Genomic DNA, 14,083 nt, shown 5'->3' on the forward strand with positions numbered 1-14,083 from the left:
CGAGGGTGGCGCCCGGGACCCTGTGGCGGCGGTCACGGCGGTGCTAGGTTGGCGGCGACGGAGCCCGTGTCCAGGAGGTCCGATGGTTCGCGCCGAGCTCCACACCCGCCGCGTCGAGGCCGTGCGGGCCTGGACGTCCTTCGTCGAGAACGGCGACGACGTCGAGGACCGGGTCAGGCCCGAGATCCTCCGGAGCTGGGCGAGGTCGGGCAGCTCCATCACCCCCGACGTCACGCAGGCGCCGCTCGCGGACGAGGCCGACACCGCCGACTACTGGCGGCACTCGCCGTTGCAGGTCGCCGTGGAGCGGGTCGAGGACGAGCTGCGCCGCACCGCGGAGGACGGGGACCTCGTCATCGCGATCACCGACCCCGACACCCGCATCCTGTGGACCTACGGCGGACGTGTGATGCGGCGCCGCGCGGAGACGGTGAACTTCGTGCCCGGCGGTCGCTGGGACGACCAGTCGGTGGGCACCAACGCCCTCGACCTGGCCAACCGCGACGACGTGCCGTCGATGGTGTTCTCGGCCGAGCACTACGCCGAGGTCGTCCACAACTGGGTCTGCTGGGCAGCGCCGGTGCACGACCCCGTCACCGGTGCGCGCCTCGGCGTCGTCGACCTCTCCACCACCTGGGACCGCACCCACCCGATCGGCCTTGCCACCGCCCGTGTCATGGCCCGCCTCATCGAGACCGCGCTCCCGTCGGGAGCCGTCGCGAGTGCGACCGACGAACAGACCACGCCGGGCCTCGTGATGACCCTGCTCGGCACGGCCGAGACGTGGCTCGACGGCCAGCGGCTGTTGCTCAACCGGCGCCAGACCGAGATCCTCGCGCTGCTCGCGCTGCACCCCGAGGGCCTCTCGCTCGAGCAGCTGCACGCGGCGGTGTACGGGGACCAGGCCGTGACCTTCTCGACGCTCAAGGCCGAGGTGTCCCACCTGCGGCACGCCATCGGCGGGCAGCTGGCGTCGCGGCCCTACCGGCTGCTGATGCCGATCACCACCGACGTCGAGCAGGTCCTCGCGCTGCTGCGCCGGGGGCGGGTGGCCGCCGCCGTCGACGCCTACGGCGGAGACCTGCTGCCCGGCACCAACAGCCCGGCGCTGGCCGAGCTGGCCGAGTACGTCGCCGTGGCCGTCCGCGAGGCTCTCCTGGGCAAGCCGGAGCCGGACGCGGTGATGCGCTACAGCGAGCTGGCCCCCTACGACACCGAGGTCCTCGAGACCTGTCTCGCGCGCCTCGAGCCGCAGCACCCGGCGGTGCCGCTGCTCAAGGGCCGGCTGGCGGTGGGGCGCGGCTGACATTCGCGGCGAGCGGACGCAGATGTCCGCGGGATGGAGGGCGAGCGGACTCAGTTTCGACGCAGCTGCGGACATCTGCGTCCGCTCGCCGGAGCGAAGGAGCCTGGCGGACCCACCAGCCGCCAACCATCCAGCAACCTTCCCGCTCCTACGGTGAGCGGGACCACATCGGCGTGATCACCTGGAGGTCCCATGACCCGGATCAATCTCACTGTGGACGGCATGACGGTGAGTGACGACGTCGAGCCCCGGATGCTGCTCGTGCAGTATCTCCGAGAGAAGCTCGGCAAGACCGGCACCGTCGTCGGGTGCGACACCAGCAACTGCGGCGCGTGCACCGTCCACCTGGACGGCGAGAGCGTGAAGTCCTGCAACGTCCTCGCGGTGCAAGCCGACGGACATGAGGTCACCACGATCGAGGGGCTCGCCAAGAACGGCGAGCTGCACCCGGTCCAGGAGGCCTTCCGCGAGTGTCATGGGCTGCAGTGCGGCTACTGCACGCCCGGGATGATCATGCAGAGCATCGACCTGCTCAACCACAACCCCTCGCCCTCCGAGCACGAGATCCGCGAGGGGCTCGAGGGCAACCTGTGCCGCTGCACGGGCTACCACAACATCGTGCGCGCCGTGCAGTACGCATCCGGCCAGCTGGCCGCCGGCGTCCAGGCCAAGGGCGCCACGGAGGAGGTGACTCCGGCATGACCACCCTCGAGACCCAGCCCGAGACCAAGGAGATCGGTCGCGACCGCCGTCGCAAGGAGGACGCCCGGCTGATCACCGGGCGCACCCGCTGGACCGACAACATCGCGCTGACCGGCATGCTGCACATCGCGATGGTGCGCAGTCCCTTCGCCCACGCCAGGATCAGCGGCATCGACACCGCCGCCGCCAAGGCCGCGCCGAACGTGATCACGGTGCTCACCGGGGCCGACGTCGCGGCCGACCAGGGGGTCATGGCCACGGCCTGGCCCCTCTCGGACGAGCAGAAGTCTCCGACCCATCTGCCGATGGCCGTGGAGCATGTCGCGTTCGCCGGCGAGATCGTCGCCCTGGTCGTCGCGCGCAGTGCCGCCGAGGCCCGAGACGCCGCCGAGCTGGTGGAGGTCGACTACGAGGAGCTGCCCCCCGCGCTCGACCTGAAGGAGGCGGCCGCCGACACCGTGCTCGCGCACCCCGACCTCGGCACGAACATCTCCGCGGTGTGGGTGCTCGACTCGGGCGATGCCGGCACCGGCGGCAACGTCGACGAGGCCATCGCCGAGGCTCGGGAGAACGGGATCGTGATCGAGCGGGAGTATCGCCAGCAGCGGCTGATCCCCTCGTTCATGGAGCCGCGTTCGATCGCGGTGGACCCCACCGGTGAGCAGATCACCATGTGGACCTCCAGTCAGATCCCGCACATCACGCGGTTCCTCCTGGCAGCGACGACCGGCACCCCCGAGTCGAAGATCCGGGTGATCGCGCCCGACGTCGGCGGTGGCTTCGGCGGCAAGCTGCAGACGGTCCCCGAGGAGTGGCTCGTTTTCCTGGCCGCCAAGCGGCTCGGCAAGCCGGTGAAGTACACCGAGACGCGCTCGGAGTCCCTCATGGCCGCCCACCACGGTCGTGACCAGTGGCAGCGGCTCACCCTCGCCGCCACGAAGGACGGCCGACTGACCGGTCTGAAGGTGGACCTGCTGGCCGACATGGGCGCCTACATCGGGCTCGTCGGCGGCGGTGTTCCGGTGCTCGGCGCCTGGATGTACAACTCGATCTACAAGTGGGACGCCTACCAGTTCAAGACCACCAACGTGATCACGAACAAGGCGTGGGTGGACGCCTACCGCGGAGCCGGTCGACCCGAGGCCACCTACGCGATCGAGCGCCTCATGGACGAGCTCGCCGCCGAGCTCGGCATGGACCCCCTCGAGGTGCGCGAGAAGAACTGGATCAAGCACGAGGAGTTCCCCTTCACCACCGTCGCGGGCATGACCTACGACTCCGGGAACTACGAGGCCGCGACCGAGCGGGCCAAGCAGCTCTTCGGGTACGACGAGCTGCGGGCCGAGCAGAAGAGGCGCCGTGACTCGGGCGACCCGGTCCAGCTCGGCATCGGCGTGTCCACGTTCACCGAGATGTGCGGTCTCGCGCCCAGTCGTGTCCTCGGCCAGCTCAACTACGGCGCCGGCGGGTGGGAGCACGCCACGATCCGGATGCTGCCGACCGGCAAGGTCGAGGTGCTGACCGGCACGTCGCCACACGGCCAGGGCCATGAGACGGCCTGGTCGCAGATCGTCGCCGACCGGCTCGGGGTGCCGTTCGAGGACGTCGAGGTCCTGCACGGCGACACCCAGATCGTGCCCCGCGGCATGGACACCTACGGGTCCCGCAGCCTCGTCGTCGGAGGGGAGGCGCTCGTCCTCGCGGCCGACAAGGTGATCGAGAAGGCCAAGCCCCTCGCAGCCCACCTGCTCGAGGCGAGCGTCGACGACCTGGAGTTCGCGGATGGCCGGTTCGGGGTCCGCGGCACCGACCAGGGCATCGGGATCACCGAGGTCGCGCTGGCGAGCTTCGCCGCACACAACCTGCCGGACGGGATGGAGCCAGGGATCGACGCGGAGGCGACGTACGACCCCATCGCCTTCAGCTTCCCGCACGGCACCCACCTGTGTGCGATGGAGGTCGACACGGAGACCGGTGCGACGCGGATGCGGAAGTACACCTGCGTCGACGACATCGGCGTCATCATCAACCCGCTGATCGTCAGCGGGCAGGTGCACGGCGGCCTCGTCCAGGGGATCTCGCAGGCGCTGTGGGAGGAGGCGGTCTACGACGACTCGGGGACGCTGGTGAGCGGCACGTTCACCGACTACCTGCTGCCCACGGCCGCCGACACGATCAGCTTCGACATCGACCACACCACCTCGCCGGCCACGACGAACAGCCTGGGCACCAAGGGCGTCGGCGAGGCCGGCACGATCGCCTCGACCCCGGCGGTCGTCAACGCCGTCATCGACGCGATCCGGCACCTCGGGGTGAACGACATCCAGATGCCGTGCACGCCGGAGCGGGTCTGGAAGGCGATCCAGGGGGCCGGGGCCGGCGGCGACACCGTCGGTGCTGCGGCTCCGCACTTCGATCCGTCGACGGGCATGTCCGGCAACGTCGACCGCACCACCGGAGGGAACGAGGCATGATCCCCGCACCGTTCGACTACGTCGCCCCGACCACCGTCGAGGAGGCGCTGGCCGCGCTGCAGCAGCACGGCGACGACGCCAAGGTCCTCGCCGGCGGCCAGTCGCTGCTGCCCGTGCTCCGGATGCGTCTCAACGCGCCGGAGGTCGTCATCGACCTGGGTCGCATCGACGCCCTGCGCGGCGTCCGCGACGACGGCGACGCCATCGTCATCGGCGCGATGACGCGCCACGTCGACGTGGCGGGCGATCCGCTCGTCGCCGAGCACGCGGCGATCATCCGCGCCGCGGTGCGGGAGGTGGCCGATCCGCAGGTGCGGCATCGCGGCACCTTCGGCGGCGCGCTCGCCCACGCGGACCCGGCCGGTGACCTGGGCGCCCCGACGTTGGCGCTCGGCGCGACCTTCGTCATCCAGGGGCCGAGCGGCACCCGCACGGTGGCGGCCGACGACTTCTTCGTCGACCTCTTCGAGACCGCGATCGGCGACGGCGAGCTCCTCACCGAGGTGCGGATCCCGAAGCACACCGGCTGGGGCGCGCACTACGAGAAGTTCGTGCGGGTCGCCCACCAGTGGCCGATCTGCGCGGTCGCTGCGACGGTGCGCGCCTCCGGCGCGCCCGGTGAGGAGAGGATCGAGGAGGCACGCGTCGGGCTCACGAACATGGGGTCGACGCCCCTGCGCGCCCGTGCGGTCGAGGAGGCGCTGGTCGGGCAGCCGGCCACGGACGAGGCCGTCCGGGCGGCGGCCGCGCACGCGGCCGACGGGGCGAGTCCGCCGAGCGACCTCAACGGCGACGCCGACTACCGGCGCCACCTGGTGGGCGTGCTGACCCGCAGGGCGGTCCTCACAGCGGCGGGGGTGTAGGACTTGGGTAGGTCCCCCCACCGACCTCGCTGCGGCGAGAAGTAAGGAGAGACACCCATGGGCATGGAGCTCACCCACACCTTCACCGTCCCCGGTCCGGTCGACCAGACCTGGGAGCGGTTCGGCGACATCGCCTCCCTTGCGGAGTGCTTCCCCGGAGCGCAGGTCACCTCCGTCTCCGGCGACACCTTCGAGGGGACCGTCAAGGTCAAGCTGGGGCCGATCGCATTGGTCTACTCCGGCTCGGGGACGTTCGTCTCGAAGGACGAGGACGCGCACACCTTCGCCGTCGAGGCGAAGGGCCGGGACAAGCGCGGCAACGGCACGGCGGGCGCGAACGTCACGGTCGCGATGGCGGAGGCCGGCGACTCGACCAGTGTGGAGGTGAAGACCGACCTGTCGATCACCGGCAAGCCGGCGCAGTTCGGCCGCGGGGTGATGCAGGACGTCTCCGACAAGCTGCTCGGGCAGTTCGTGGCCTGTCTCGAGCAGCGGTCCGGCGTGCCGGAAGGGGACTCCGGCGACTCAGACGCCGGACCTGCGTCGGTGCCGACAGGTGCGGCAGCGTCGGCGGCGCCGGGGGAGGACCAGGACGCGGGTCCTGCCTCGGCGCCGGCTCCGGAGACCGTGAGCGGTGGGCAGGCAGCCGGTGCCGCGTCCGGGAACGTCTCCTACTCACCGCCCGCGACGGCGGGCGGTGTGCAGTCGACCGGCGGCACGTCCCCGGGCGCTGCCGGCTCACTGCCGGCCGACGACGCCCTGGACCTGGGCGCGACGCTCCTTCCGGTGCTCGCCCGGAGCTACTGGAAGCAGGCGCTCGGTGGCTTGGCCGTCGTCGCCCTGCTGGTCTGGCTGGTCCGGCGGCTGCTCTGACCCGGCCGTGCCCCGCCGATCATCGCCGGCCGGTCTCGGCGGTCAGTGCAGGCCGTTCCCGGCCGTCAGCGCAGGCCGTTCTCGGCGGGGCTCAGCAGCGGCTCCAGCCGCCCGATGGCCAGGACGCCGATGAGGAGCGAGCCGACGACCAACGAGGCGATGTAGAGCCACGACAGGTCGGCCTGGATGAGGAGGCCGGCGATCGGCGGCGCGATGACCTGCGGCAACTGGAAGCCGAAGGAGTTGAGCGCGTTCGCGCGGCCGCGGCTGCGGTCGGCGGCGAGGTCGTTGACGATCGCGGGGATGCTCGGCTGCAGCAGCGTCTCCCCGAAGGCGAAAATGGCGGTGCACGCGCAGACCAGCAGCGCCGCGGCCGTGGTGCCGGGCACCAGCCCGGCCCAGCCGAGGCACAGCCACGCGACCGCCCACACGACGCCCATGACGCCGAGGACGCGGGTGCGCCGGCGTCCCTCGATGCGTTGGAGGACGACGAGCTGCAGGATGACGATCACGGCGGTGTTCGCCGCGAACGCGAAGCCCAGCGCCTTGGGTGAGATTCCGCCGACGACCGTCGCGAACGCTGTCATGCCTGCGTTCAGCTGCGCGTAGCCGACGAACGACGCGACCACGCTGACGAGCAGCAGCATGCGGACGGCGGGACTGCGCAGCAGGACGAGGTAGCTCGGCCGGTCTGCGTGATCCTCCTCGTGAGACGTCGGTCGGTTGCCCGCGTGCCGCAGGGGCCAGGCGAGCACGACCATGCTCGGGAGGAAGGTCGCGGCGTCAGCGAGGTAGATGGCCTGGAACGTGACCGGATGGTCCACGTCGACGAGCAGGCCGCTGATGATGCCGCCCAGGCCGATCCCGAGGTTGAGCAGCGTGAAGTTCACGCCGAAGTAGCGCTGGCGCAGCCGCGTGGGGACGATCGTGGCGATCAGGCTCTGCGATGCGGGCCAGATGACGCCGAGGGCCAGCCCCTGCAGGACGAGCGCCAGCCCGGCGACCGGGACGCTCGAGGCGAAGGCGAGCAGGACGCTGCCGGTGACCATCAGCACCTGCACGCCCTGCATGACGCGGCGGGCGCCGACCCGGTCGATGAGCGTCCCGCCGGGCCCGACGGCGGCGAAGCCCACCAGGGACCCCAGGCCGATGAGCACGCCCGTGGTGCTGAGCGAGAAGTGACGGACCTCGTGGAGATAGACCACGGCGAACGGCAGCGTGAGACCGCGGCCGAGGAAGTCGATGACGACGAGGGAGAGCAGCAGCTTGCCGTCCCGAGGCAGGTCGTGCCAGAACGACGCGAGGCTCGGGCGGGCGGTCATCGTCGACACGACCCCATGGAAGCACCGGGCACATCTGGGGTTCGACTCGTTTTCGCGACCTATGCCCGACATGGCCCTGACGCGTCATGCGGTTGGGACCCTCGGGGTCCTAGAGTCCGGTTGCGTGACCCGGATCGCCTCGTACCTCGCCGGGATCCTCGCCGTCGCCGGCGTGCTGTGCCTGCCAGCGCTGTGGGCGGACACCTCCTCGGTCACGGGAGAGGCGGGCCCTCCGTGGTCGGGGCGCTGGGACGACGTGCTCGGCACGAGCTCGGTGCTCCTCGTCGGCGTGCTGCTGGTCGGCCTCGTCGGCGCGGTCCTCGCCGGTCGGCTCGGTGCGCTGGCGGGGGAGCGGCAGCCGTCGAACGTCGTCGTCGATGCGCCACCGGAGGGTCTCGGGCCGGCTCAGGCGGTCCACGTCCTCGGTGAGCCGATCACCGAGCAGGCCTACGTCGGCACCCTTCTGCACGCCGCGAGCGTCGGCACGATCGCGCTCCGTCGCGATGACGACGGGTGGGTGCTGAGCCGACTGCCGCAGCCGGAGGGGCCGGTCGACGTCGTCACCGAGCGCGCCTACGGTCGCCTCCTCGAGACGGCGAGCCCCTTCCGCGTCTCACCCACGAGTGTCGCGGCGGGACGGGTGCTGCACGCAGCGCTCACCGGCGTGCGTCGCGAGGCGCGGGCGTGGGGCGTGCAGTCCGGCGCGATGAGCCGTACGGGCGTCGCCGGGGGCTGCGCCGCCCTGCTCGGCCTCTCGGTGCTGCTCGTCGCGGCATGCGTGGTGCTGACGCCGTTCGGCATGTCCATGCTCGGCCTGCTTCCCGGGATGCTGCTGGTCGGAGCGTGCTCCGCTGCCGCCGCCGGAGCGGGCACGCGGCACACACGCCGCGGGAGGCAGCTGTGGGCGCGCGTCGGGGGCTTCAAGCGCCTCCTGCAGGCTCCGTCGAGCCGGCTGCGCTTCGGGTTCTCCGGACGCGAGGAGCTCTACACGGCGTACGTCCCCTGGGCCGTCGCCTTCGGGTGCTCGAAGGAGTGGGCGCAGAAGTACCGGAACGAGGTGGGCACCGAGCCGCCGGTCCCCGCCTTCCTCGAGCCGTACGACGGCCCGCACACCGCCGACCACGTCGACGCGATGGTCTCCAGCCTGCAGAGCGCCGTCGACGGGGCGATCTCGACGTGGCAGGACAACCAGTCGGCACAGGCTCGGCCTAGAAGACGTTGAGCGGTCGGAACTGCACGGAGATCCGCGGGCCGGCGTGGGCGACCTTGGGCACGGCGTGCTCCCAGGTCCGCTGGCAGGAGCCGCCCATCACCACCAGGTCCCCGTGCCCCATCTCGACGGCGATGGAGTCGCCACCGCCCCGAGGTCGTAGGCACAGCCGGCGGGGGTCCCCGAGGGACACGATCGCGACCATCGTGTCCTGCGAGCGCCCGCGGCCGATCGTGTCACCGTGCCAGGCCACCGAGTCGCGACCGTCGCGGTAATAGCAGCACCCCGCCGTCACGAACGGCTCGCCGAGCTCGGGCAGATAGTGCCCGCTCAGCGCGTCGCGCGCGTCGTCGAGCACGGGATGCGGCAGCGTCTCCCCGGCGAGGTAGGTGCACACCAGGCGCGGGACGTCGACCACGCGGTCATACATCTCCCGGCGCTCGGCGCGCCACGGCACCTGCTCGACCAGTGTGGCGAAGATCTCGTCGGCCCGGGGCAGCCAGTCGCGGTTGACATCGACCCAGGCCCCGCGGGACAGGGGCCTGCGCTCCACCCGGTCGAATCCGATGCCCGCCGGAGCCTCGAAGAGCGTGTCCTGGAACTCCATGGACACACTCTACGCCTTCGTTCGAACACATGATCGAAGCGGCGAGTACCGGCGATCCGAGGACAGGACGCCTGCCGTTTACCTACGCTTGGGCCCCGTGGAGAACGTGCTTTCGCCCGGGGGACGAACGCTGAAGCACGAAGCGATCCGTGAGTACGTCCGTCAGCTGGTCGCCGGCGAGCAGCCGGGCGCCCCGGCCCCGTCGGAGCGCGAGCTGGTCAGTCGCTTCGGAGTCGCCCGGATGACAGTGCGGCAGGCGCTGGACGCACTCGTGGCCGAGGGGCTGCTCGAGCGCAAGCCGGGCCGTGGAACGTTCGTGGCGCGTCCGCGGCGGGGGTCCACGCCCGTCCTGTCGTTCACCGAGGAGATGGCCCGGCGGGGGATGGTCGCCGAGTCGCAGACGCTGACCTTCCGCCTCGAGCAGGCCGGCGTCGGCGTGGCCCGTGCGCTGGGACTCGCGGAGGGCGGGACGGTCATCCACTGGCGTCGGCTCCGGCACGCCGACGGCGCGCCGATGTGCGTCGAGGACGCCTACCTGAACGAGGCGCTGCTGCCTCGCTTCGTCCGCGACCCCGCGCCGGTCAGCCTCTACGAGGAGCTGGGCGCCCGCGGCATGCGCCCGACGTGGGTCGAGGACGGGGTGAGCGCCGACGTGGCGGCCGCCGACGAGGCGCAGCTGCTCGATCTGACACCTGGGGCCCCCGTCGTGCGCAAGCAGCGCCGCGGGATGGCCGCGGAGAGGATCGTCGAGGTGTCGCGCGCTGCCTACCGCGCCGACCGATACGTCCTGCGGCTCACGCTCGGCGGCAGCGACTAGCTAGGGCATCTCGAGTCGGCCGAGCGGCGCGACGACGTCGCCGCTCACCTCGCAGACCCAGACCGGGTCCGGCCCGCCGAGATCCGGGGAGATGTAGACCGAGTGCTCCGTTGCCTCTCGGGCACAGGTATGGCACAGGGGCCACCTGACGCCGGCCTCGAAGAGAGCGTCCTGGACGTCCTGGGCGACCAGCCCGGCGACGTACTGCACGCCCTCGGGCCACTGGTCCGCCCACCAGCCGCGCTCCGAGACGGCGTCCTCGAGCGCGTTCACAGCCTCGGGGCCCGCCTGCCCTCGGGCTTGCAGGTCGGCGAGGACGAGGGCGCGGGCCTCCAGCAGCAGTGCGGCATCCATCGCGTCCCATCCTCCCCGAGCCGTCAAACTGGGAGGCGTGATCCTCATCGACCCCCCTCTGGTGGCCGCCTACGGCCGACTCTGGTCGCATCTGGTCAGCGACGAGTCCTACGACGAGCTGCATGCGTTCGCCGCGGGCATCGGCATCCCGGCACGCGGGTTCGACCGGGACCACTACGACGTCCCCTCGGAGCGCTACGACGACGTCGTCGCTGCCGGTGCCACCGTCGTCAGCAGCCGCGAGCTCGTCGCGCGTCTGCATGCGTCCGGCCTGCGACGGCGGAAGACGTCCGCCCGCTGACGCTCCGTCCTGCCGCCTGCCGCCTGCCGCCTGCCGCCTGACGAACAGACGGCGAGGCAGGTGTCAGATCCCGAGCGGCGCGTCGGTGGCCTGCTGGGCGTCGCCGAGGGCCGTGACCTCGGCGACGGTGGGCGACTCCGCCACCGACCGTCCGCGCCGCGTGAGGAAGAGACCGGGCACCGCGATGAGCAGGCCGACGATGCCAGCCAGCGCGAAGCCCCACGACCAGCCGCCGCGGTCGAGACCCAGACCGATGATCGGCGCGCCGATCGCGCTGCCGAGCGTCAGCGCCGACCCGTGCCAGCCCATCGCCTCACCGCGGACGCTCGCCGGCACGTTGCGTGAGAGCTCGTCGACCGTGGCGGTGATCGTCGGGGCGCAGAAGAGACCCGAGATCGTCAGCAGCAAGGCGAAGACCAGCACGTTCTCGTCGGGGGCGAACGCCACGAGGGCGGTCGTGCCGGCGAGGCCGACCAGGAGGAGTGCGGCCGGCGGGTGACGGCGCAGGGCGCCGTACACGAGCCCGCCCACCGCCGAGCCCATGCCCCACAGGCCGAGCATCCATCCGATGGAGGTGGCGTGGTCCCAGGCCCGCAGGGCGGCCACGGTGGAGAGGTCCTCGCCGGTGAGGATGATCGTGCTGGTCGCGGCGATCGTGAGGATGACGACCACGGCGGGCCGCATCCACGAGCGCACGGCCACCTTGCCGGCCGACAGGTCCGAATGCGCACTCACGAGCGGGGGGTTCGCGATCCACAGCGCGACCGCACCGAGGATGACCGAGAGCTGGCAGATCAGCAGAGCCACGGGCGTGGGGAGGTACGTCGCCGCGAGGACGCCCAGGACGGGTCCGACCAGGAAGGTGAGCTCGGTCGCCACCGAGTCCACCGACAGCACCGTGGTGCGCTGGTGGTCGGGGACGTGGCTGATGAGCACCTGTCGGACGATCGAGAAGCTCGGGACGGCGAAGACACTCGCGACGCCGGCGATGACGACCAGGGGCCAGTAGCCGACCCACGGCGCGATGCTCCAGGCGATGCCGCCGACCACGATCGACGGGAGAACCGTCGCTCGGAGCCCGACCCGGTCGAGCCGCCGTCCCCGCCACGGGCTGCTCACCGAGAGGCCGATGGCAACGACGGTGGAGACGATGCCGGCCTCGGTGTAGGAGCGGTGCAGCTGGCTGACCACGTGCAGGGTGATGACGACGTTCGCGGCCCAGAGCGGGACGCGGATCAGCATGCCCAGCAGCAGGATCCGGCGCACCACCGGGTTCTTCAGCACCTCGGCGTACGTCGCGAATCCCACGCGGAGGATTCTCCCTCCCGAGCCGGGGGTGTGCCGAATTGTTATTCGGTGGGAGTCATGGCAGGCCCTCGGCGAGCTCGAGGAGCTCTGCCTGCAGGTTCGCACGGGCGACGGCCTCCCACGCGTCGCGGGCGAAGGCGGTGTGGAAGAGCGTGTCCTTCTCGAGGAGCTGGCTCAGCACGTGGGCGCGGCCCTTCCGGAACTCCTCGTCGTCGAGATGGCCGTACTCCGCGCGGATCGCCGCGCGGTACTCCGCGTACCGCTCCGGCGCCGCCGCCAGGATCGCGAGGTCGGCGTCCGACAGGGCGCAGCCGTTGATGTCGGCGTCGTCCGGCCGGTGCGTCTCGGTGAGTCGCACCAGGCGGGCCACCTCGTCGACGACAGCCGCCTCGACGCGTCCGCGCAGCCCGTCCTCGGCCCAGACGGCCGAGCGCTCCTCCGCATCACGCTCGCCGTCGTAGACGCTGTCATGGAACCACGCGGCCAGCGTCACGGGCAGGTCGTCGTACGCCGTCCCCGCCTCCCGCAGCTCCTCGAGGCGCGCGAGCACCTCGCCGAGGTGACGGGTGCTGTGGTAGCGGCGACCGGGGTCGTCGTACGCCGCCTGCAGCTCGTCGCGCAGGTCGGTCGCGTCAGGAAGGGGCCAATGTTGAGGCAGCTCCACGAGCCCATCTTGACTGCCGTCGCGTGGCGAGCGCCAGTCGGGGTCTCCGAACCTCAGGCGTCCCAGCTGCGCAGCCACTGCGTGTGCGGCGACGCCTGGAGCTTGGCGAGCGCGCCCTCCGAGACGTGCCCGGCCACATCGGTGACGACATACCCCTGCTCACCGCGGGTCGCCAGATACTGCCCACTCACGTTGACGCCCTCGCTGGCGAGGATGTTGTTGACCTCGGCGAGGACACCGGGGACGTTGACGTGCAGGAACCCGACGCGGGCGCCCTCCGTCAGCGCCGGCGGCTGGACGGCAGGCAGGTTCACCGAGAGCTCCGTCGAGCCCTGCAGCTGGAAGTTCTTCAGCTTGCTGGAGACGAAGTAGCCGATGTCCTCCTGCGCCTCCTGCGTCGAGCCGCCCACATGCGGCGTCAGGATGACGTTGTCGAGCCCGCGCAGCGGCGACTCGAACTCGTCGCCCTGGGCCTTCGGCTCGATGGGAAAGACGTCGAGGGCGGCACCGGCGATGTGACCCGAGAGGATGTGCTCGCGCAGCGCCTCGGTGTCGACCACCATGCCGCGGGCGGCGTTGATGAAGAGGCTGCGCGGCTTCATCTGCCGGAACTGCTCGTCGCCGAAGATGCCCGCGTTGCCGGGCCGGCCGTCGACGTGGAGGCTGACGACGTCGGCCTCGGCGAGCAGAGCCGCCATCGTCGGCATGCGCCGGGCGTTGCCGTGTGCGAGGCGGTCGGCGATGTCGAAGTAGATGACATACATCCCCATCGCCTCGGCGAGGTTGGACAGCTGGGTGCCGATGTTGCCGTAGCCGACGATGCCGAGCGTGCGCCCGCGCACCTCGTGCGACCCCTTGGCGCTCTTGTCCCAGACCCCTGCGTGCATCTTCTGGGTCTTCTCCGGAAGCCGACGCGCGAGGCTGATGATCTCGGCGATGACCAGCTCGACGACGCTGCGGGTGTTGGAGTAGGGCGCGTTGAACACCGCGATCCCGTGCTGGGCGGCGGCGCCGAGGTCGACCTGGTTGGTGCCGATGCAGAAGCACCCGATCGCCGTGAGGTCCGGCGCGTGGTCGAGGACGCGCGAGGTGATGTGGGTGTTGGACCTGATGCCGAGCAGCGTGACGCCGGGGAGCGTCGCGACGAGCTCGTCCTCGGACATGCTCGCCGTGCGCAGCTCCACCTCGAATCCGGCGGCCTCGAGGTTCTCGACGGCGACCGGGTGGATGTTCTCGAGCAGCAGGGCTTTGGCCATGCCTCCAGCCTAGGACGCCGCGCCGA

The 14,083-nt window shown here is 71.4% G+C and carries 14 protein-coding genes; 8 read left to right on the top strand and 6 right to left on the bottom strand.

Features of this window, described 5'->3' with window-relative positions:
- The first annotated feature begins 82 nt into the window (after positions 1-82).
- The 5 genes from ACYQ1K_RS01885 to ACYQ1K_RS01905 all read left to right on the top strand — a co-directional run bounded on the left by ACYQ1K_RS01885 (position 83) and on the right by ACYQ1K_RS01905 (position 6,218).
- A complete protein-coding gene (locus ACYQ1K_RS01885; protein ID WP_459980867.1) occupies positions 83-1,306 on the top strand; it encodes a winged helix-turn-helix domain-containing protein in 1,224 nt (407 codons plus the stop codon).
- A 192-nt stretch (positions 1,307-1,498) separates the two neighbouring features.
- Positions 1,499-2,008: a (2Fe-2S)-binding protein gene (locus ACYQ1K_RS01890; RefSeq protein WP_459980869.1), complete on the top strand. Its 510-nt coding sequence runs from the start codon at positions 1,499-1,501 to the stop codon at positions 2,006-2,008.
- Entirely contained in the window at positions 2,005-4,482 is a 2,478-nt protein-coding gene (locus ACYQ1K_RS01895; protein ID WP_459980871.1) for a xanthine dehydrogenase family protein molybdopterin-binding subunit, read from the top strand. The genes ACYQ1K_RS01890 and ACYQ1K_RS01895 overlap by 4 nt, the downstream gene beginning before the upstream one ends.
- Complete coding sequence (locus tag ACYQ1K_RS01900; protein WP_459980873.1) at positions 4,479-5,345, top strand: FAD binding domain-containing protein; 867 nt, start codon at positions 4,479-4,481, stop codon at positions 5,343-5,345. Before ACYQ1K_RS01895 ends, ACYQ1K_RS01900 begins: the two co-directional genes overlap by 4 nt.
- A 57-nt stretch (positions 5,346-5,402) precedes the next feature.
- Positions 5,403-6,218: an SRPBCC family protein gene (locus ACYQ1K_RS01905; RefSeq protein WP_459980875.1), complete on the top strand. Its 816-nt coding sequence runs from the start codon at positions 5,403-5,405 to the stop codon at positions 6,216-6,218.
- Between the two features lie 65 nt (positions 6,219-6,283).
- On the opposite strand, the gene ACYQ1K_RS01910 is transcribed toward ACYQ1K_RS01905, so the two are convergent.
- On the bottom strand, positions 6,284-7,540 hold the full coding sequence (locus tag ACYQ1K_RS01910) for an MFS transporter (protein WP_459981169.1): 1,257 nt from the start codon (positions 7,538-7,540) through the stop codon (positions 6,284-6,286).
- Between the two features lie 124 nt (positions 7,541-7,664).
- Here ACYQ1K_RS01910 and ACYQ1K_RS01915 point away from each other — a divergent pair, with 124 nt between their 5' ends.
- Entirely contained in the window at positions 7,665-8,762 is a 1,098-nt protein-coding gene (locus ACYQ1K_RS01915; protein ID WP_459980877.1) for a DUF2207 family protein, read from the top strand.
- Here ACYQ1K_RS01915 and ACYQ1K_RS01920 read toward each other — a convergent pair.
- Entirely contained in the window at positions 8,749-9,357 is a 609-nt protein-coding gene (locus ACYQ1K_RS01920; protein ID WP_459980879.1) for an alpha-ketoglutarate-dependent dioxygenase AlkB, read from the bottom strand. The two genes, ACYQ1K_RS01915 and ACYQ1K_RS01920, sit on opposite strands and share 14 nt — an antisense overlap.
- Before the next feature lie 97 nt (positions 9,358-9,454).
- Between ACYQ1K_RS01920 and ACYQ1K_RS01925 the strand changes: the two genes are divergently transcribed.
- On the top strand, positions 9,455-10,174 hold the full coding sequence (locus tag ACYQ1K_RS01925) for a GntR family transcriptional regulator (RefSeq protein WP_459980881.1): 720 nt from the start codon (positions 9,455-9,457) through the stop codon (positions 10,172-10,174).
- Here the strand turns inward: ACYQ1K_RS01925 and ACYQ1K_RS01930 are convergent, their stop codons facing one another.
- The gene (locus ACYQ1K_RS01930) at positions 10,175-10,528 is read right to left on the bottom strand and encodes a hypothetical protein (RefSeq protein ID WP_459980884.1); all 354 of its coding nucleotides are present in this window, start codon (positions 10,526-10,528) and stop codon (positions 10,175-10,177) included.
- Positions 10,529-10,565: 37 nt separating this feature from the next.
- Here ACYQ1K_RS01930 and ACYQ1K_RS01935 point away from each other — a divergent pair, with 37 nt between their 5' ends.
- On the top strand, positions 10,566-10,829 hold the full coding sequence (locus ACYQ1K_RS01935; protein ID WP_459980886.1) for a DUF4031 domain-containing protein: 264 nt from the start codon (positions 10,566-10,568) through the stop codon (positions 10,827-10,829).
- A 63-nt stretch (positions 10,830-10,892) separates the two neighbouring features.
- Here the strand turns inward: ACYQ1K_RS01935 and ACYQ1K_RS01940 are convergent, their stop codons facing one another.
- The 3 genes from ACYQ1K_RS01940 to serA are packed head-to-tail and all read right to left on the bottom strand — an operon-like array spanning position 10,893 to position 14,057.
- On the bottom strand, positions 10,893-12,137 hold the full coding sequence (locus tag ACYQ1K_RS01940) for an MFS transporter (protein WP_459980888.1): 1,245 nt from the start codon (positions 12,135-12,137) through the stop codon (positions 10,893-10,895).
- Positions 12,138-12,192: 55 nt separating this feature from the next.
- Positions 12,193-12,801: an HD domain-containing protein gene (locus ACYQ1K_RS01945; RefSeq protein WP_459980890.1), complete on the bottom strand. Its 609-nt coding sequence runs from the start codon at positions 12,799-12,801 to the stop codon at positions 12,193-12,195.
- Between the two features lie 53 nt (positions 12,802-12,854).
- A complete protein-coding gene (gene serA, locus ACYQ1K_RS01950; RefSeq protein ID WP_459980891.1) occupies positions 12,855-14,057 on the bottom strand; it encodes a phosphoglycerate dehydrogenase in 1,203 nt (400 codons plus the stop codon).
- Positions 14,058-14,083 lie beyond the last annotated feature (26 nt).

It is taken from the genome of Nocardioides sp. AN3 (assembly GCF_054653495.1).